This window comes from Bdellovibrio sp. NC01 (assembly GCF_006874625.1).
In the GTDB taxonomy this organism is placed as follows: Bacteria; Bdellovibrionota; Bdellovibrionia; order Bdellovibrionales; family Bdellovibrionaceae; genus Bdellovibrio.
Genome location: NZ_CP030034.1, coordinates 1,731,946 through 1,749,151 on the forward strand (window position 1 = coordinate 1,731,946; position 17,206 = coordinate 1,749,151).

A 17,206-nucleotide genomic window follows, 5' to 3' on the forward strand; every position below is an offset into this window, starting at 1 on the left:
TATGAATAATTCTTTTTTTGATAAAAAACTAATGAGTGAAGCTGTTAAAGCGAGCTTTGTAAAATTGAATCCTAAAGTGCAATGGGGCAATCCGGTGATGTTCGTCACGTGGTTGGGTGCTGTTGTTGTGACCTTGATTACTGTGCGTTTAATGATAAGCGGACACACGTTTGGTTTTGAACTGCAAATTGCTTTGTGGTTGTGGTTCACAGTGCTATTCGCGAACTTTTCGGAAGCATTAGCGGAAGGTCGCGGTAAAGCACAGGCGGAAAGTTTGCGTAATGCGCGCTCTAACAGTGTGGCTCGTGTCTTAAAAAATGGCAAAGAGTCTTCACTTCATGCGCAAGACTTGCGTAAAGGCGACATCGTCGTTTGTGAATCGGGAGATGTGATTCCTGGGGACGGTGAAGTGATTGAAGGTATTGCGACGGTCGATGAATCGGCCATTACCGGTGAGTCTGCTCCCGTGATTCGTGAAAGTGGTGGGGATCGTAGTGCCGTGACCGGTGGTACAAGAGTTATCAGTGATAAAATTCTTGTGCGTATTACTGCGGATCCTGGACAAAGTTTTTTGGATCGTATGATCTCTTTGGTTGAGGGTGCGAAACGTCAGAAAACTCCGAATGAAATTGCTTTAGGTATTTTGTTGATCGCTTTGACTGTGGTGTTTTTGTTTGGTGTGACCACGCTTAAATATTTTGCAGAGTACTCTGCAAAAGCTGCGAATCAGGATTTATCTAATATCGTGACTGTACCTGTATTGATTGCGTTGCTTGTGTGTTTGATTCCCACGACGATCGGTGGGCTGTTAAGTGCAATTGGTATCAGTGGTATGGATCGTCTTGTTCGTAAGAATGTCATCGCCAAAAGCGGTCGTGCCGTGGAAGCGGCGGGGGACATCGACGTTTTGATGCTTGATAAAACAGGAACGATCACTTTGGGTAATCGTATGGCGAGTGCCTTTTATCCAGCGGATGGTGTATCTGAGCAGATGTTGGCAGAAGCGTCACAATTAGCATCGCTGAGTGATGAAACTCCTGAAGGTCGTTCAATCGTTGTGCTGGCGAAACAAAAGTTTGCATTGCGTGCGGAAAAATTAGAGCCGCATTTGGCAGAGTTTGTGCCGTTTACTGCGCAAACTCGCATGAGTGGTGTGAATATTAAAACTGATAATGGTGTGCGTGCTTTAAGAAAAGGTGCGGGCGACGCTATTGAAAAATACGTTGCGGGTCTTGACGGTAAATATCCCGAATCAGTCCGACAAGCCGCTGAAAATGTGGCGCGCAAAGGTGGTACGCCACTGGTTGTTTGCGAAGGCAATAAAGTTCTTGGTGTGATTTATTTGAAGGACATTGTGAAAGGTGGCATTCGCGAACGTTTTGCTGAACTTCGCAAAATGGGTATTCGCACTGTCATGGTGACTGGTGACAATCCGTTAACAGCGGCGGCGATTGCTGCCGAAGCCGGTGTGGATGATTATATTGCTCAGGCCACACCAGAAACGAAGCTTTCGCGTATTCGTGAAGAACAAGGTCGTGGTCACTTAGTCGCAATGACTGGTGATGGAACGAATGATGCCCCAGCATTAGCGCAAGCCGATGTGGGTGTTGCGATGAATACGGGAACGCAAGCAGCACGTGAAGCCGGCAATATGGTGGATCTTGATTCGAATCCTACAAAATTAATTGAAATCGTTGAAACGGGAAAACAACTGTTGATGACTCGTGGAGCTTTAACAACCTTCAGTGTGGCAAATGACGTTGCGAAATACTTTGCGATCATCCCTGCGATGTTTGCGGGGCTTTATGCGGTGTCTGGCGGGCACGGGCCTTTGGCAAAGTTGAACGTCATGGGTCTTCACTCTGCACAAAGTGCGGTGTTAAGTGCGGTCATCTTTAACGCTTTGATTATCATTCTGTTGGTACCTCTTGCCCTCCGTGGTGTCGAGTATAGAGCCATGGGTGCGAATGCTATTTTGAAAAGAAATATTTTAAATTACGGAGTCGGCGGTTTGATCGCTCCGTTTATTGGTATCAAAGTGATCGATCTTATCATCGTCGCTTTGGGAGTTGTGTCATGAGAACATGGTTAATAGGTCTTCGTATCTTTATTGCTTTAAGTTTATTAACTGGATTGGCTTATCCGTTTTTGATGACGGGTGTTGGTGAAGCGATCTTTAAACGCCAAGTAAACGGCTCGCTGTTAGAGCGTGATGGGCAGGTCGTGGGGTCTGAGTTGTTGGCTCAGAAGTTCACGAAAAAAACTTATTTTTGGTCACGCTCTTCAGCCAGTGACTATAGTGGCACATCGGCTTCCGCGAGCAATCAGGCGGTCGCTAACGAAACACTGCTTAAAGCTGTTGCAGAGCGCAAGGCGCAGGGGCTATCCCACGATATGCTATATGCCAGCGGAAGCGGTTTAGATCCACATATTAGCCCCGAGGCGGCGCTAGATCAGGTGGACCGCATTTCTGTAGAGCGTAAACTTTCTGCCTCACAAAGAGATGTAGTTCTTAAACTGATTAAGGATTATACTGAGGGCAGACAGTGGGGCTTCTTAGGTGAACCTCGTGTGAATGTTCTTAAATTAAATGCAGCACTTGATGGCGCGTTGGATAAGTCTCTATGAATGATGATTATCGTCCCAATCCAGATGAATTGTTAGAGCGCATTCAGAAACAAGAAGAGGCTTCTTCGCGAGGTCATCTTCGTGTGTTCTTTGGAATGTGCCCTGGAGTGGGAAAAACTTTTGCGATGTTAAAAGCAGCGCAGGAGCAGCTTCGCCAAGGCATGGATTTAGTTGTTGGCGTGGTTGAAACACATGGACGTCGCGAAACGGAGGAGCTTGTTCTTGGGATGGAAGTGATTCCGCGCAAGAAAACTCCGTATCGTGGTGCCGTTGTTGAAGAGATGGATATCGATGCTATTTTAGCTCGCAAGCCAGCTATTGTTTTGGTTGATGAGCTGGCGCATACGAATGCTCCAGAATCTCGCCATCCCAAACGTTATCAAGATGTGATTGAGTTATTGGACGCTGGTATCCACGTTTATACGACGATCAATGTGCAACATATCGAAAGTCGCGCCGATCTGGTTCAACAAATTACAGGTGTACGCGTGTTTGAGCGTGTGCCTGATTCATTGATCGATCGTGCGCAACAAATTGAGCTGATCGATATCTCGGCGCAAAATCTGATTAAACGTTTAAAAGAAGGCAAAGTTTATCAAGGTGATCGGGCGGCACGGGCAGAAGAGAATTTCTTTAAAGAAACTCATCTGTTGGCTTTGCGTGAATTGTCTTTGCGTTATACGGCCGAGCGCGTGGATCAAGACTTACAAGACAGTATGGTCGTGCAAAGAGTGCAGGGGCCGTGGAATACGCAAGAACGTTTGCTAGTTGCTGTCGGACATAGTCCTCACTCGGGACGTTTAATTCGTGCGACGCGAAGAATGGCTTACAACTTAGAGGCCCCGTGGATTGCTTTGTATGTCGATACCGGCAATCAGTTTAAGCCCGACGATCAATCCATGCTGACGAAAAACTTGAATCTGGCGCGTGAGCTTGGTGCTGAAGTTATTTCTGTTAAAAGCATGAATATTGCGGAAGCTTTGAATCGTGTGTCGCACGAACGCAATGTGACTCAAATAATTATGGGTCGACCAGAGCGTAATGCTTGGAATCTGATTTGGAACCGTGGTTCGTTATTGGATCAACTAGTACAAAAAACCAGCGCAGTCGATATTCACGTCATTCGCCAAGAAGATGCGCGTGAAAAGAGAAAGTGGTCATGGAAGTTTCCAGGTCTTTATGCGCCGGGGGCTTCTTATTGGAATACTTTCTGGTTTATGGTGGGGGTCACGTTCGTCAGTCAGTTGATCGTGCCTTATGTTGGCTACCGTGCTGTAGGTTTTATTTTCCTGATGTGCATTCTGGTTCTTGGTTTCTTAACGTCATTAGGACCGATTTTGTTTGCGGCGGGGTTGAGTGCATTGATTTGGAATTTCATGTTTATTCCTCCGGTCTTTACGTTTGCGATTTCGCAACCTGAAGACGTGATGATGTGCTTGGCGTATTTGTTCGTGGCATTGATGGGTGGTTTCTTAACGGCCAAGGTTCGTAGCCGCGATTTAGATTTGATTCAAAGGGACGAATACAATCGTGCTTTGTATGAGCTCGTTAAAGAGATGGCTGCCGCTTTGACTTCTTTGGAAGCGTGTTTGAGTGCTGAGCAAAGTCTTGAAACTCTTCTGAAAGGAAAAGTAAAAATCATTTTGACCGATAGCGAAGGTAAGCTTTTAAGAAAGACTTATAACTCTGCCAAATTAGATGAGAAGGATTTGGCCTTAGCCTTGTGGTCTTTTGAAAATCGCAAGAAGGCTGGATGGAAAACGGATACCTTGACGGAATCACGTTGTCTGAGTTTGCCGTTGCGTGGAAAAGAAAATCTTATGGGGATTTTGCTTTATTATCCTCGTAAAAATGAAGGCTTGCCTTTAGATCAAGAGAATCTACTTGATACAGTTGTTGTGCAATTGGCGATGGCGTTAGAGCGTTTAACACTTCAAGAAAAACTTCAAAGTATCAAAATTTTTGAGGCCTCTGAAAAATTGCATCAGGCTTTGTTGAATTCCGTTTCGCATGAATTAAGAACGCCGCTGACTGCGATCATTGGTTCAGCATCCGCGTTGCAAGATGAAAAGGTGAACAAGGAAGCTGCAATTCAAAAGCAATTGGTCCAGGCTTTGATGGAGTCTTCGCATCGTTTAGATCAAGTTGTTGAGAACTTACTTGATATGTCTCGTTTAAATTCGGGGGTGCTGACTCCGAAGAAGGAATGGGTCGATTTAGTCGATTTACTTGAAGGTTTGCAGCGTAAAGTGCAAGCGGCGGTGGCTCAGCATAACTTAAAGATGAACTTTACGGATGAGCAGTGCTTGGTTCAAGTGGATGAACGCTTGATGGAACATGTGTTTTTGAACTTGATTACGAACGCAGCCCGCTATGCTCCGCCAGGCACTTTGATTACGGTTAATATCGAGCGAGACAATCGTAAAGTGTCTGTTCGTGTCACTGATGAAGGGCCGGGTATTCCTGCGAATAATGTCGATAAGATCTTTGAAGCATTTTATCGTGTGCCAGGAAGTGCAGCCGGTGGCGTCGGGTTAGGCCTTGCGATCGTTAAAGCATTTGTTGAAGCTCATGGCGGACGCGTTTATGCTAGAAATCGAAATGAGCGCAGTGGAGCTGAGTTTGTTGTGGAGCTTCCGTATGTTGAGCCACCACAGATTTTGTTAGAAGGTCGTGAGTCATGAAAGAAAATCAACGTCGTGTTTTAGTTATTGATGACGAAGCTTCTATTCGTAAACTTTTGCGTGTCAGTCTTGAAGCTAATAGTTATCACATTGATGAGGCAAAATCAGCGACTGAAGGTTTACAGATGGCTGCAAGTCTTCGTCCTGAAATCATTCTTTTGGATTTAGGACTTCCTGACAAAAGCGGGCTTGAAGTTTTAAAAGAGATCCGTGCATGGTCGCAAGTTCCCGTGATCGTTCTGACGGTTTTAGATTCTGAAAACGATAAGGTCACAGCTTTAGACGGTGGCGCAGACGACTACGTCACAAAACCTTTTAGCGTGCCCGAACTGTTAGTGCGTATGCGTGTGGCTTTACGTCATGCCAATGGAATTGTTCAAGATAAAAAAGATCTAAAAAGTGGCCCCTTAGTCGTGGATCTGCCAGGGCACACAGCCTTAGTCGACGGGGAGTTGATTAAGCTGACAGCGACGGAATTCAATATCTTAAAAGTTTTAATCAAACACAAAGGTAAGGTTGTGACCCACCGGATGATTTTGAATGAGGTGTGGGGTCCTAATTCGGTCGAACATACTCACTATTTGCGTGTGTATGTCGGTGCGCTTCGTAAAAAACTGAAAACTCGCGATGATATTCCGGAATTAATTCAAACTGAGGCCGGTGTCGGCTATCGTCTGTTAGATCTTGAATAAAAAAATGCCGAAGTTATGAAACCTCGGCATTTTCATTTTTTGAACAGTAAAAATTATTTTAAGATCGATGCCTTAAGATTACCAACGCCGTCATCAGCTGGTTTACCTAACCAGATAGAGAAGATCTGTTGAACAAAGCCCGCTGGTCCTTTGATTGAAGAGACGTTGCCAGAAGTTGTTTCGTAAATCACTTCTTCAGAACCGTCTTTCAATTTTGAGCCAAGAATAGTTAAAGTCTTACCTTCTTTCGCTTCGCCACCTTTAGTCACGCTATCCAAGAATTGTTTTACGCTTGAGTCGTCAAGATTTACGCCATTTACTTTTAAGGCCTCTTTAAAAGATTTTTGGACGTCTTCGCCACCGACAGAGCGCAAGAAGTGAAGTTGAACCGCCACGGCTTTTTGTTCTTTCAATGAAGCCAAAGCTTCGCTTTCAGACTTTTTGAACTTTTCAGGAGATGAAACAAAAAGTTCGCCCACGTAAACTTTGAAGTTCATGAAAGCGACTTTTTTAGAGCGCAAGCCCGCTCCAATTTGAGACAGCTTTACCGCTTCGCCTTCGACAGTTGCGGAACTTGTTGAGGACAACGAAACTCCTTCTAATTTGCCTTTGCTGCCTTCATTTGTCAGAAGAGCCGCATAAGAATTGATAGAGAAGACTAGGCCCAGCATCACAGTTGTAAAGTGTTTCATAAAGATCCTTTCGTTGTTTCTTAAGGATTTGGGGCGACCACCAAAATGTCAACCCGGAAAAGAATTGTTGGCAGCCACAACTTGCTCAACGTAAAATATGAGTAATGGGGTCATCGACGCGCGACCAATTGGATAAGCGCCCAACACCAATATTCAGGCAACGTTTGGAGTTTTTGCTGTTAACACAGCGAGAGGACGTGCTTTCTCGCGCGAAAGTCGTGATCTCTGAGTACTATTTGACCTTCAAACAGTTCCCAAGTCTTGAAAATGCGGGGACTGGCCGCGAACTAAATAACGCGCAGATCGTTTTGATTGCTCAAGAAGAAAAGGAATCAATTAAAGACTTTTCTGGTCGCGTGGAAGTTTTGCTGCAACGTTTTCCGCGTTCGTGGATTCTAACGGTTTTGCATGAATCGTCTTTACGTGAAAACTTAGCGGGCACGCAGAATGATCGCGTGATCCCATTGTCGCCGTCGGAATTTTTCAACACTTTAAAGTTTGAATATATTTGTTTGCAGAAAGCGCGGTCACAATTTTTTGAGATGGCTCCGACAGATTTATTCCCAATGACCGAATTACCATTCACGGTGTCCGTGCGCTTGCCGATGAATCAAAAATTTTTAGGCGTTGCTTATAAAGGCCTGGTGCTGTCAGAAACCAAGTATCAACGCCTTAAGGCTGTCGATAGCATCTTTTTTCAAATTCAAGACGGTCCTTCGTATTATCGCTATATCAATACATACTTTGATGCTTCAGGGGCGGCTTTGAAAAAGAAGGCACGCGCTTTGTTTTTGAGTGTGTGCAGTCTGTGGCTTGAGATGAATGAATACTTGTTGTTTGATTTTAAATCGAATAGCGAAGTGAAAGTTCGCGAGTGCTATACGCGTCTGTTGGAGCAAGCAACCGCATTGATTGATTTAATGGCCACAGAAGAAAGTCTTTGGGATGTCTTCCGTGAATCCGTGCAGAATGATTTGTTTGTGCAATTCAGATCTCCGTGGATTGCGACTTACGCAGCCTTGATGTGCAAAAAAAGTGGACAAGGTGATCCGTTGGTTGCGTTTATTTCGGGATTATTTGCCGATGTCGGTTTGTTTGATATTTCTGATGGCACGGCTGCAAAGTACCTGCAAAAGGGCGATAAAGACCTGAATGAAAATGAAAGCAAAGAGCTTTCAAAGCATCCGGTACTTTCGTTGAATCGTTGTCTTATCAAAAAACTTCCTTTGAATGAAGCAGTGAAGTCTGTGTTAGTCACAGTTCATGAGCGTCATGACGAGAAGGGTTATCCCAACCAAGTTCCTGCGGATAAGTTGTCATTAGAAGCCCAAGCGATTCGCTTTGCTGGATTGATCGATCTGGGTGTGCGCACAACGATGGCAGAAACCGGAGTGGGTTTCCGCTTTATGAAAGAGAAACTGTGGGAGAAGGAGCAATCGGCTCCGGGCAGTTTCAGTCTTGAATTTTTGAACTCGATTGCCGAGAGTCTGATCTAACGACCGCTATCTGGTTTGACACCCATTGTAAGACTTAGATTCCTTTTGCGCCTTTACACACCTTTGCATTTAATATTGGTTCGAATAAGGAGAATCGTTAAATGCTTAAGAAAGCAGCATGTGCTTTGGCGTTGATTACTTGCGCAAGCGTAGGTCACGCAAAAGAACTTACAAATCGTTTGGGTGTTGGTGTTAAAAGTCACGAAACTTTGGATCTTCCAGAGTTGGCTATCGTTTACAATCCAACAAATGAAATTGCTATCACAGGCGGTTTGGGTATCGATACTAAGAAAGACGAATCTAAATTCGCAGCGAACGTGGGCGTTCGTCGTATCGTGTTTAAAGAAGACAATATGAACTTCTACATGGGCGGTACGTTCGGTCTTGTGAACTGGGAAACAGCCGGCGATAAAGAATCAGGTATTGAACTTGATGCTGTCTTCGGTGGTGAGTTCTTCTTGCCTGGTTTGGATTCATTGGGTTTTACATTTGAAGGCGGTGCGGGCGTTCTTTCAACAGACAATGTTCGTTTCAGAACAATCGCTGACAGCCCACTTCGTGCGGGAATTATTTTCTACTTCTAAGAGGAATAAATATGAAAAAAGTGATTCACACAGACAATGCTCCTAAAGCAGTTGGTCCATACTCTCAAGCGGTTGCTATGGGCGATTTCTTGTTCTGCTCTGGTCAAATTTCAATCGATCCAAAAACGAATGAAGTTTTCACTGGCGACATCAAAACGCAAACTGAAATGGTGATGAAAAATGTTGAAGCGGTTTTGACTGCGAACAACATGAAATTTTCAAACATCATCAAAACAACTATCTTCATCACGAACATGGCAGACTTTGCCACTGTGAACGAAGTTTACGCGAAGTCATTTTCTGAAGCTCCGCCAGCTCGTTCAACTGTTGCTGTTGCAGGCCTTCCAAAAGGCGTGAACGTGGAGATCGAAGTCATTGCTCATCGTTAAGAAGCTTCTTCGTTCGCGCACTTTTTGGCTGGTGCTGATCATCGCCGGTATTGTCGTTTATAGATTTGTAAACGAATACCAGCGAGTGCAAAGCGAGCCAATGATCTCTTGGACAAAATCACAGACGGCAGATTGCGCTGTGGTTTTGACTGGGGGAGCGGGAAGGGTGCGCGAAGGTTTTGATTTGCTTGCGAATCAAAATGTAAAGAAGCTTGTGATCTCGGGCGTGTATGCAAATGCACGTCTGCGCGAGATCATGCCCGTGTGGCCATACTATGGAAACTTGAACGAGAATGATGTCGTTCTTGATCGCCGTTCTGAAACAACTTACGGGAACGCTCAGCAGAGTTTACCGATTGTCGAAGCCTTGAAATGTCGTGACATCTTGTTAGTCACTTCGCGCATTCACATGTACCGTTCATATCGCACGTTTAGGTCCTCGTTCCCGGAAAATATCTACATTCAAAAACACCCTGTGATTGCCTCGCGCTATGAGCCGTCATCATGGGAGACGGGCTTTGAAGCCTTAAAGTCCCTGTTTTATTCGCTTTGGGCTTATTAATCTGACATAAAACCAGACCTTTGGTCCGCCAACAAAAGATAGTAAAAACCCGATACGTCCTTAGAGAAAAGGGACGGTGTCATGGACTCTTTGCTGACGCAAATTGATTCCTTAGGCAGATTTATTACCAAAAACGTGGAGTACACATTGCGTGTCCTCTTGATGGTATACCTTTCTCTTCGTGCGACTGTTCTGGATCAGGCGCAAGGCCTTCGCCAAATCTTCGGAGTTATTTCAGCGCAAATTTATTTCACCGGCTGGCAAGCGCTTCCGCTTGTGACCGTGTTAGCGTTGGGTACGGGCGGAGTTTTGATTTTACAATCACTGACAAATTTAACTCTGCTAGGCGGAACTGCGATGATCGGGAACTTTCTGATCGTGATGGTTTTGCGTGAGGCAGGTCCATTACTTGTTGCCCTTGTCGTGATCGCACGCTCGGGGACTGCTGTTGCTTCGGAACTTGGTAACATGCGTGCGAATCGTGAAATCGAAGCCCTTGAAAGTATGGGTATTAATCCGCTGAGTTTCATCGTGTTCCCACGTGTGTTGGGCGGTGTTGTCAGCGTTTTGTGTCTGGCATTTTATTTTAACTTTATGGCGTTAATCGGTGGATTTGCGATTACTCGTCTTATTCAGGATATGCCGTTTGCGTTTTATTCTGATTCATTGATGCGCGCCTTTACGAAGGAAGACGTGTTTATTTTCCTTCTTAAAAACAGCTTCAGCGGAATGATTATATTTGTGGTGTCATGTTATCAAGGCTTGTCTGTGAAAAAGAGCCCGCATGAGGTTCCTCAGGTTACAACTCAAGCGGTTGTAAACAGTATTATCTTCGTCGTGATTTTCAATTTAATGGTTACAGCTTTGTTTTATCTCAATCAACTTCGCAATTTGGGGGTGGTCTAATGAAAATCGAAAGTCTTAAGTTTGAAGGCGTATCATTTACGCACGAAGGGCAAGAGCCAATCATTCACAACGTGGAATTCGATTTCCCAATGAACGAAATTCTTTGGGTTAAAGCTGAAGAAGGTGCTGGCAAAAGCTCTTTGCTGCAAATTTTAGGTGGCTTGCAAATCCCTCAATCAGGCCAATATTTGATTAACGGTGAAAACGTTGTCGATATGTCGTTTGAAGAGTTTTTGCCATACCGTTTGCAAATCGGCTATTCATTCGATTACGGCGGTTTGATTAATAATCGTACTTTGTATGACAACTTGATGTTGCCACTTCTTTATCACAAAGCTGTTTCGCAAAAAGAAGCGAAAGAGCGTGTTGATGAGATGATCCGTATTTTTGATATCGGTAAATTCGCCAATGAACGTCCTGCCCATGTGCCAGGTCGTGTTCGTAAGTTGACGTGCTTGATGCGCTCGCTTGTTATGAGACCGCAAGTTTTGTTGCTTGATGATCCAAGTGTCGGTCTTGGTCAAGATAGCGTTTACACATTCGTAGATTACGTTCATCAGTTACGTAAAGAAGGTTGTTTGAATCACGTATTCATCAGTTCATACGATGAAAAATTCATGAACTTGATGAATTACCAGATCATTCACCTTGATGAAGGCCAATTGTACTTCCAAGCTGTCGATCCAGAGAAAAGAGTTGTTCACCTATGAGGCCTTTGAAGTTCAATAAATACGAACGGGTCGCGGGACTTTTTGTTCTGTGTGCGATCTTCGGGGTTGCATTGACTGCTGTCAGTGTCGCGATCAAACAAGGTTGGTTTGAAACGAAAGTTTACTATACCACGGTGTTTGAAACGGCCGACGGTATTCATCAAGGTACAACGGTACAGATGGCGGGGCTTCGTGCTGGCGCTGTTGATGACGTTGAACTTGAAGACAACAACCAAGTTCGTGTGACGTTCTATGTTTTGGGCAAATTTCAAAATCGTGTTCGTCAAGACAGCGGCATTCAGTTGATTCGTCCGTTTGTGATTGGTGAACGAGTGATTGACGTGAGTGTGGGATCTGAAGCAAGTCCTGTGCTTGCTGCAAATAGTTTTATTAAGTCGACGGAAACCACAGACTTTATGACTTTGATGAGTGGCAAACACTTGAATCAATATCTGGGTAAGCTCGGTGGTATTCTTGAAAACATGCAGATCCTAGTGGAAGCGTTTGCAGATAAAAAACGCGCGCAAAGTATCGTCAGTATCTTTGACCGTATGGACCCGTTGATTAAAAACTTGAATACAATGTCTGTCGAAGTGATCAAGCTTTCAAAACAAGCAACCCACGATGATGGTGTACAAAAGTTAGTTGGCAACTTGGCAGTGACAACGGGAGAGATCAATAAGATCCTTCCAGAGTTGAATGAAGAAAATCCGAAGTTGGCAAAAGACTTGGCGTCTATGACGCAAAACTTGGCAGTTATGACCAAAGCGTTGGGCCCCGCAGTTCAGGCGGTTGAACCACAACTTCCAGGCGCTAGTGTGCGCCTTGTCGAAGCTTTAAATGAAACTGTCGTTGTTCTGAAGGCGATGCAAAAAAGCTTTTTCATGAAAAGCAACGTGAAGGAAGTCCAAGAGGAAGAATCCACACGCCGCGTTCCTGCGAATTCGAAATAACTTCTTGAAACAACAGAGCTTAATAATATGATGAAGAGATGCTAGTTGGGCATCTCTTTCGTCATTTTATCTTCTCTAAACGTGCAGGAGCGCTGGTAAAGCGTATTGCTTGGCTGTCGATGGGGGCGATCTCTATCAGTGTGACAGCGTTTTTAGTTGTTCTGTTTGTGATGAATGGGATGAATGCCAGTATTAAATCGCGCATTGTCGGTCTTGAGCCACATATGTACGTGCAAATTCCTACGGCTAAAACAGCGCAAGCATTAGAGGTTCACCCGAGCTTTCAGCGCTTGAAAGAAGATCCAGGCAACAAAGTTTATGTCTATGAAACCCAAGACATCATCATTCGCAGTCAGGATGGACAATTTCGCGGTGGTATTGCGCGAGGTGTGACAAAGCCAAGTCTTGAGCATTTTGTCGAACAACTGCGAAAGCTCGACAGTAAAAAACCTTCGACGCAAAATCTGAAAGATGAAAGTCCCACTTACTTCTGGGACCCGCAAGAGATTCCAGATGAGGGCGAAGTTGTTCTGGGTGTTGATCTTGCGCAATCGCTGGGTGTCTTTGAAGGTGATTTCATCACGGTGGTGTCGCCTGCAGGCTTGTTGTTGCCGCCTGGGGAAACTCCAAAATTTGAACGTGTGCGTATCAAGAAGATTGTGACGACGAGTCTTGCCGATATCGATTCGCAGTATTTGTTCTATCAGCGTGGTAAAGCGCTGAAGCAACTTGATAATGAAGGCTTAAAGAAAATCGGTATTGAAGCGTGGCTTTCCGATGAGTCAAAGATCGATAGCGTGAAAGAAGATTTGTTGAAATTCCCAGACGTGCAGGTTGAGACGTGGGAAGATCGCAATGGCGCTTTGCTTTACGCTTTAAAATTAGAAAAGCTGACAATTGGGTTCTTTTTAGGTCTTGCTGGGATGATTGCGGCAAGCTCCATTCTGACGGTGTTAGCACTTTTGCTTTCGCAAAAAAGAAGGGACATCGCGATTCTTCGTGCGATTGGATTGTCGGGTCGTTTGACGGTTCGTACATTCACACAAATCGGTTGTATGTTGTCGGCGATCGGTGTGCTGACGGGCGTGATTTTAGGAACCGGTATTGGCATTTATATCGAACACAATCCGATTAACTTCTTACCGCAGCAAATTTATTACGATGCTTCGATCCCGGCTCTTGTCGACTGGAAATTGGTTGTTGGAACGTTGTTTGTCAGCGCTGGGATTGCGTGGTTGGGATCTTACGTTCCAGCTAGAACATCTTCAGAAGTTCAGCCATCAGAAGCTTTGCGCATTAAATAGTTTTCTAAGGTCAGGCTTTGCTTGAGCAATAAAAGAGGGACCTTGCGGTCCCTTTGCTTTTTTTAAACGCTCACTTGATAGTCACGAAGAGCATCCGTCAAAGATGTCTTCAAGTCTGTTGAAGGTTTGCGTTTGCCGATGATCAATGCGCACGGCACACCGAATTCGCCGGCTGGGAATTTCTTCATTTGTGTGCCCGGAATCACAACAGAGTTCGCTGGAACACGGCCGCGATATTCAGTGGCTTTGCCTTCAGAAACGTCGATGATTTTTGTGCTGGCAGTGATCGTGACGCCGGCACCAAGAACCGCACCTTCTTCGATCAGGGCGCCTTCAACCACGATGCAACGGCTGCCAATGAATGCGTTATCTTCAACGATCACCGGAGAAGCTTGTACGGGCTCTAGAACGCCACCGATACCCACGCCACCAGACAGGTGAACGTTTTTGCCGATTTGTGCGCATGAACCCACTGTTGCCCAAGTATCAACCATTGTACCTGCGCCCACATAAGCACCGATGTTGACGTAAGAAGGCATTAAGATCGCGCCTTTTTCAATGAAGGAACCTTTGCGCGCCAATGCATGAGGCACAACGCGCACGCCGTCTTCTTCGCTCCATTGTTTTACTGGAATTTTATCCCAATAAGTAAAGTCACCGGCTTGCATCACAGTCATTTGTTGAACGCGGAAATAAAGTAAGATCGCTTTTTTGATCCACTCGTTTGTTTTCCAACCTTCCGAAGTTTTTTCGCACACGCGGATTTTGCCCGAGTTCAAACCTTCGATCGTTTCGAAGATGTGTTTCAGATCGTTCGTTGAAAATTCAGAGACAGGTCTGCCACCTTGAACGTCTTGAAAAAGTTGTGTCACTTCATTTTGCATAAATATCTCCTACTTGTTGTAAACCTTCAAAGCTTCCAAAATCGCTGGCACGTGGATCTTGATGATGTCCTCTGCGATTTGCCCACGTTGAATTTCGTAAGTCAAAGTCGGGCAGTTGCGCTCTAAACCTGAATAAGTACCTAAGCAACCAGGCGTTGGGTAGCCAATATCGTCATCAATTTTATAACCCGTATGTTCTGCCAACACTTTTGCGAAAGCGTAGCAATCACCATTCACATTCAATACGGGATTCCACGAATGCAAAGAGCAGATCAAAACTGGTTTTTTCTTTTCGATGTATTCCATCAAGCCTTTGTTTTCAGGCTCAGAGGCGGCGAATGGTCCTGGATTATAACGTGGAGTTTTTACTTCAGGGGACCAGTCTTTTGTTGGCAGGTTGCGATTCAAATCGACACCGTTGCCGTTGCCGCGCGTTTTATAGATCACGCCTTCCAAGTTGAATTGCGGAACCAGTGTCAGATTCATTTTGTAAGTGAACGACGTCATGAAATGCTTCAATAATTCTTGTGCGCAGATCACACCTTCGATTTCATCGCCGTGAACGCCGCCAAGGATCAGAACTTCCGGTCCGCCATTTTCGAATTCGAAGGCAGGAACAGGCATTCCCTTAGAAGTGTAAGTAAAGATCGAAGTTTTCATGACAAAGGTTCCTTCTTGAGTAATGATAAGCTGTCTTTGGCTTGACCGACGTAGTTTAAGAGGAATTCGTGGAATACATCAATAATGAACTGCATATAGGCCCTAATAAAAAGAATTTGAAAAGCCTCACAGCAAATTATATGCGGCCTATCTACGTTTATGACTTAGATTTCATTCGTATGCGCTTCAAAGCGATGGCGGCGGCGCTGCAAAATGTGCGTATTTTCTACGCAATGAAAGCGAACTCAAATCCCGAAGTCTTGGCTTGCCTTAAAGAATGTGGGGCGGGTGCTGACGTTGTGTCTTTAGGTGAAATCAAGCGCGCTTTAGAAAGCGGATTTACGCCGGCGGATATCGTTTATAGCGGTGTCGGTAAAACTCGCCACGAGATTACTGAGGCATTGAAATTAGAAATCTATCAAATCAACGTCGAAAGTCTGCCGGAGCTAGAGCGCATTGGTGAAATCGCAAAAGCCATGGGCAAAAAAGCGTCCATTGCTTTGCGTTTAAATCCTGACATCGATATCAAAACACACCCTTATATTGCGACGGGTCTTCGTGACAACAAGTTCGGTATGGAATTGTCGCTGATTCCGGAATTGATCGCGTGCCTTAAAAAATATGCGAGCTCTTTAGAGTTAGTCGGTGTGAGCTTGCACTTGGGTTCGCAGATGCTTGAGTTCGATGGCTATCAAGAGGCTTTAGAGCGTCTTAAAAATGTTTATCACTCGTTGAAACAGGAATTTTCGACTTTGCGTCGTTTTGATTTCGGTGGTGGCTTAGGCATTATTTACGAGCGTTCTGAATTGGATAAAGAACAAAGTCTTTTGCAGGAATACGCAAAGATCACTTTGAATTCTTTAAAAGAATTAAACTGTGAATTGCAGTCAGAACCAGGTCGGTGGTTGCTTGCTCATGCAGGTGTGCTGATCACTCAAGTACAATATGTGAAAAAGACGTCCGAGAAAACATTCGTAATTGTCGATTCAGGAATGAATCACTTGGTGCGTCCGTCGCTGTACGAGGCTTATCATACGATTTTACCGCTGGATAAAAAATCGCACGAAGGTGTTTACGATATCGTGGGGCCTATCTGCGAATCTTCAGACTTCTTTGCTAAAGATCGTAAGCTTCCTGAAGTGAAAGAAGGAGATTTCTTAGCTATTGCGGATGCGGGGGCCTATGGATACTCCATGGCTTCGACCTACAATCAGCAAGAACTGCCTTTGGAAATCTGTATTTAATTAAACTAAATCAACGACGCGGAATTCGTCAGCTTTCACAGGTTTTAAAATTCTGTGGGCGAGTTCCGTAAAGTGTGTCGAAGAATCCGTTGTTGAGACCGTTACCATGCGCGGGGCTGGATCTTTGCGGCGTTGCAGACGGCCTGCGATGAAGTCTTCTTCCAACCAGTCGGCGATAGCTTCACCCGAATCGACAAGTTCAATACTTGAGCCCGTCACACGTGCAATCGAATTTTTCAAAATAGGATAGTGAGTGCAACCCAGAATCAATGTGTCGATCTGGTTTTGCATAAGTGTACTTAAGTAACGGAACACGATCAAATTAGTGACCGGATCTGAATCCCAACCTTCTTCAGCCAAAGGCACAAATAAAGGACAGGCTTGATCGAAGACCTGTGCTTTTGGATTCATGCTGTGAATGCGTTTTGTATAAGCTTGGCTATTGATCGTGGCACGTGTGCCAAGGATCCCAATGCGCAGACCACTTGAAACTTCCAAAGCTCTTTGTGAGCCCGGGCCAATGACGTTGTAAACAGGCAAACCTGCAAATTCACTTTCAGGAACTTGCGTGGAGGCAGAATTACAAGCGATCACGATGGCTTTAACGTCTTGGCGTTTTAAGAATTCGATATTCTGTTCAGAATATTTTCGAATGGTGTGACCTGATTTCGAACCATAGGGCAATCGAGCCGTATCCCCCAAGTAAAGAAAACTTTCTTGAGGGAATTGTAAAGCGAGCTCTTTCAATACTGTGAGCCCGCCGATACCTGAATCAAAAACACCTATGGGACGTGAATCATGATCTTTCATAAATCTCT

At 44.8% G+C, this 17,206-nt stretch carries 17 protein-coding genes; 13 read left to right on the plus strand and 4 right to left on the minus strand.

Annotation, left to right across the window (positions count from 1 at the left end):
* Position 1 precedes the first annotated feature (1 nt).
* Genes kdpB through DOE51_RS08345 form a run of 4 tightly spaced genes read left to right on the plus strand, consistent with a single transcriptional unit; the run spans position 2 to position 6,004 of the window.
* Positions 2-2,080: a potassium-transporting ATPase subunit KdpB gene (kdpB, locus tag DOE51_RS08330; protein ID WP_142696076.1), complete on the plus strand. Its 2,079-nt coding sequence runs from the start codon at positions 2-4 to the stop codon at positions 2,078-2,080.
* A complete protein-coding gene (kdpC, locus tag DOE51_RS08335) occupies positions 2,077-2,628 on the plus strand; it encodes a potassium-transporting ATPase subunit KdpC (protein ID WP_142696077.1) in 552 nt (183 codons plus the stop codon). The genes kdpB and kdpC overlap by 4 nt, the downstream gene beginning before the upstream one ends.
* A complete protein-coding gene (locus DOE51_RS08340; RefSeq protein WP_142696078.1) occupies positions 2,625-5,312 on the plus strand; it encodes a sensor histidine kinase KdpD in 2,688 nt (895 codons plus the stop codon). The genes kdpC and DOE51_RS08340 overlap by 4 nt, the downstream gene beginning before the upstream one ends.
* Positions 5,309-6,004, plus strand: a complete 696-nt coding sequence (locus tag DOE51_RS08345; RefSeq protein WP_142696079.1) for a response regulator — start codon at positions 5,309-5,311, stop codon at positions 6,002-6,004. Before DOE51_RS08340 ends, DOE51_RS08345 begins: the two co-directional genes overlap by 4 nt.
* Positions 6,005-6,057: 53 nt before the next feature.
* Here DOE51_RS08345 and DOE51_RS08350 read toward each other — a convergent pair whose 3' ends face one another.
* Entirely contained in the window at positions 6,058-6,696 is a 639-nt protein-coding gene (locus tag DOE51_RS08350; protein WP_142696080.1) for a chalcone isomerase family protein, read from the minus strand.
* 104 nt (positions 6,697-6,800) lie between these two features.
* Between DOE51_RS08350 and DOE51_RS08355 the strand changes: the two genes are divergently transcribed.
* The 8 genes from DOE51_RS08355 (at position 6,801) to DOE51_RS08390 (ending at position 13,600) form a co-directional block, all read left to right on the plus strand.
* Positions 6,801-8,192 carry an HD domain-containing phosphohydrolase gene (locus DOE51_RS08355; RefSeq protein ID WP_142696081.1) on the plus strand — a complete coding sequence of 464 codons (1,392 nt, stop codon included), beginning with the start codon at positions 6,801-6,803 and terminating at the stop codon, positions 8,190-8,192.
* A 101-nt stretch (positions 8,193-8,293) separates the two neighbouring features.
* A complete protein-coding gene (locus DOE51_RS08360; protein ID WP_142696082.1) occupies positions 8,294-8,776 on the plus strand; it encodes an organic solvent tolerance protein in 483 nt (160 codons plus the stop codon).
* Between the two features lie 11 nt (positions 8,777-8,787).
* Complete coding sequence (locus DOE51_RS08365; protein ID WP_142696083.1) at positions 8,788-9,165, plus strand: RidA family protein; 378 nt, start codon at positions 8,788-8,790, stop codon at positions 9,163-9,165.
* Positions 9,152-9,727, plus strand: a complete 576-nt coding sequence (locus DOE51_RS08370; protein ID WP_142696084.1) for a YdcF family protein — start codon at positions 9,152-9,154, stop codon at positions 9,725-9,727. Before DOE51_RS08365 ends, DOE51_RS08370 begins: the two co-directional genes overlap by 14 nt.
* 81 nt (positions 9,728-9,808) lie before the next feature.
* Positions 9,809-10,633, plus strand: a complete 825-nt coding sequence (locus DOE51_RS08375; protein ID WP_142696085.1) for an ABC transporter permease — start codon at positions 9,809-9,811, stop codon at positions 10,631-10,633.
* Positions 10,633-11,343: a cell division ATP-binding protein FtsE gene (locus DOE51_RS08380; RefSeq protein WP_142696086.1), complete on the plus strand. Its 711-nt coding sequence runs from the start codon at positions 10,633-10,635 to the stop codon at positions 11,341-11,343. Before DOE51_RS08375 ends, DOE51_RS08380 begins: the two co-directional genes overlap by 1 nt.
* The gene (locus tag DOE51_RS08385; protein ID WP_142696087.1) at positions 11,340-12,296 is read left to right on the plus strand and encodes an MlaD family protein; all 957 of its coding nucleotides are present in this window, start codon (positions 11,340-11,342) and stop codon (positions 12,294-12,296) included. Before DOE51_RS08380 ends, DOE51_RS08385 begins: the two co-directional genes overlap by 4 nt.
* Before the next feature lie 38 nt (positions 12,297-12,334).
* Complete coding sequence (locus DOE51_RS08390; protein WP_142696088.1) at positions 12,335-13,600, plus strand: FtsX-like permease family protein; 1,266 nt, start codon at positions 12,335-12,337, stop codon at positions 13,598-13,600.
* A gap of 62 nt (positions 13,601-13,662) precedes the next feature.
* On the opposite strand, the gene DOE51_RS08395 is transcribed toward DOE51_RS08390, so the two are convergent.
* Together DOE51_RS08395 and DOE51_RS08400 are read right to left on the minus strand one after the other, a co-directional pair.
* Positions 13,663-14,484: a 2,3,4,5-tetrahydropyridine-2,6-dicarboxylate N-succinyltransferase gene (locus tag DOE51_RS08395; RefSeq protein WP_142696089.1), complete on the minus strand. Its 822-nt coding sequence runs from the start codon at positions 14,482-14,484 to the stop codon at positions 13,663-13,665.
* A gap of 9 nt (positions 14,485-14,493) precedes the next feature.
* The gene (locus DOE51_RS08400; protein ID WP_142696090.1) at positions 14,494-15,144 is read right to left on the minus strand and encodes a M14 family zinc carboxypeptidase; all 651 of its coding nucleotides are present in this window, start codon (positions 15,142-15,144) and stop codon (positions 14,494-14,496) included.
* Between the two features lie 68 nt (positions 15,145-15,212).
* Between DOE51_RS08400 and lysA the strand changes: the two genes are divergently transcribed.
* Positions 15,213-16,388 (plus strand): diaminopimelate decarboxylase, encoded by a 1,176-nt coding sequence (gene lysA / locus DOE51_RS08405; RefSeq protein ID WP_142696091.1) that lies wholly within the window; start codon positions 15,213-15,215, stop codon positions 16,386-16,388.
* Here lysA and murI read toward each other — a convergent pair whose 3' ends face one another.
* On the minus strand, positions 16,389-17,198 hold the full coding sequence (gene murI / locus DOE51_RS08410; RefSeq protein WP_142696092.1) for a glutamate racemase: 810 nt from the start codon (positions 17,196-17,198) through the stop codon (positions 16,389-16,391).
* Between the last annotated feature and the right edge of the window lie 8 nt (positions 17,199-17,206).

Coding starts and splice junctions, on each gene's coding strand:
- DOE51_RS08355 (WP_142696081.1), top strand. CDS start 6,801: ATGGGGTCATCGACGCGCGACCAATTGGATAAGCGCCCAACACCAATA.
- kdpC (WP_142696077.1), top strand. CDS start 2,077: ATGAGAACATGGTTAATAGGTCTTCGTATCTTTATTGCTTTAAGTTTA.
- DOE51_RS08340 (WP_142696078.1), top strand. CDS start 2,625: ATGAATGATGATTATCGTCCCAATCCAGATGAATTGTTAGAGCGCATT.
- DOE51_RS08350 (WP_142696080.1), bottom strand. CDS start 6,696: ATGAAACACTTTACAACTGTGATGCTGGGCCTAGTCTTCTCTATCAAT.
- DOE51_RS08395 (WP_142696089.1), bottom strand. CDS start 14,484: ATGCAAAATGAAGTGACACAACTTTTTCAAGACGTTCAAGGTGGCAGA.
- DOE51_RS08375 (WP_142696085.1), top strand. CDS start 9,809: ATGGACTCTTTGCTGACGCAAATTGATTCCTTAGGCAGATTTATTACC.
- kdpB (WP_142696076.1), top strand. CDS start 2: ATGAATAATTCTTTTTTTGATAAAAAACTAATGAGTGAAGCTGTTAAA.
- DOE51_RS08385 (WP_142696087.1), top strand. CDS start 11,340: ATGAGGCCTTTGAAGTTCAATAAATACGAACGGGTCGCGGGACTTTTT.
- DOE51_RS08360 (WP_142696082.1), top strand. CDS start 8,294: ATGCTTAAGAAAGCAGCATGTGCTTTGGCGTTGATTACTTGCGCAAGC.
- DOE51_RS08400 (WP_142696090.1), bottom strand. CDS start 15,144: ATGAAAACTTCGATCTTTACTTACACTTCTAAGGGAATGCCTGTTCCT.
- DOE51_RS08390 (WP_142696088.1), top strand. CDS start 12,335: ATGCTAGTTGGGCATCTCTTTCGTCATTTTATCTTCTCTAAACGTGCA.
- DOE51_RS08345 (WP_142696079.1), top strand. CDS start 5,309: ATGAAAGAAAATCAACGTCGTGTTTTAGTTATTGATGACGAAGCTTCT.
- DOE51_RS08365 (WP_142696083.1), top strand. CDS start 8,788: ATGAAAAAAGTGATTCACACAGACAATGCTCCTAAAGCAGTTGGTCCA.
- DOE51_RS08380 (WP_142696086.1), top strand. CDS start 10,633: ATGAAAATCGAAAGTCTTAAGTTTGAAGGCGTATCATTTACGCACGAA.
- murI (WP_142696092.1), bottom strand. CDS start 17,198: ATGAAAGATCATGATTCACGTCCCATAGGTGTTTTTGATTCAGGTATC.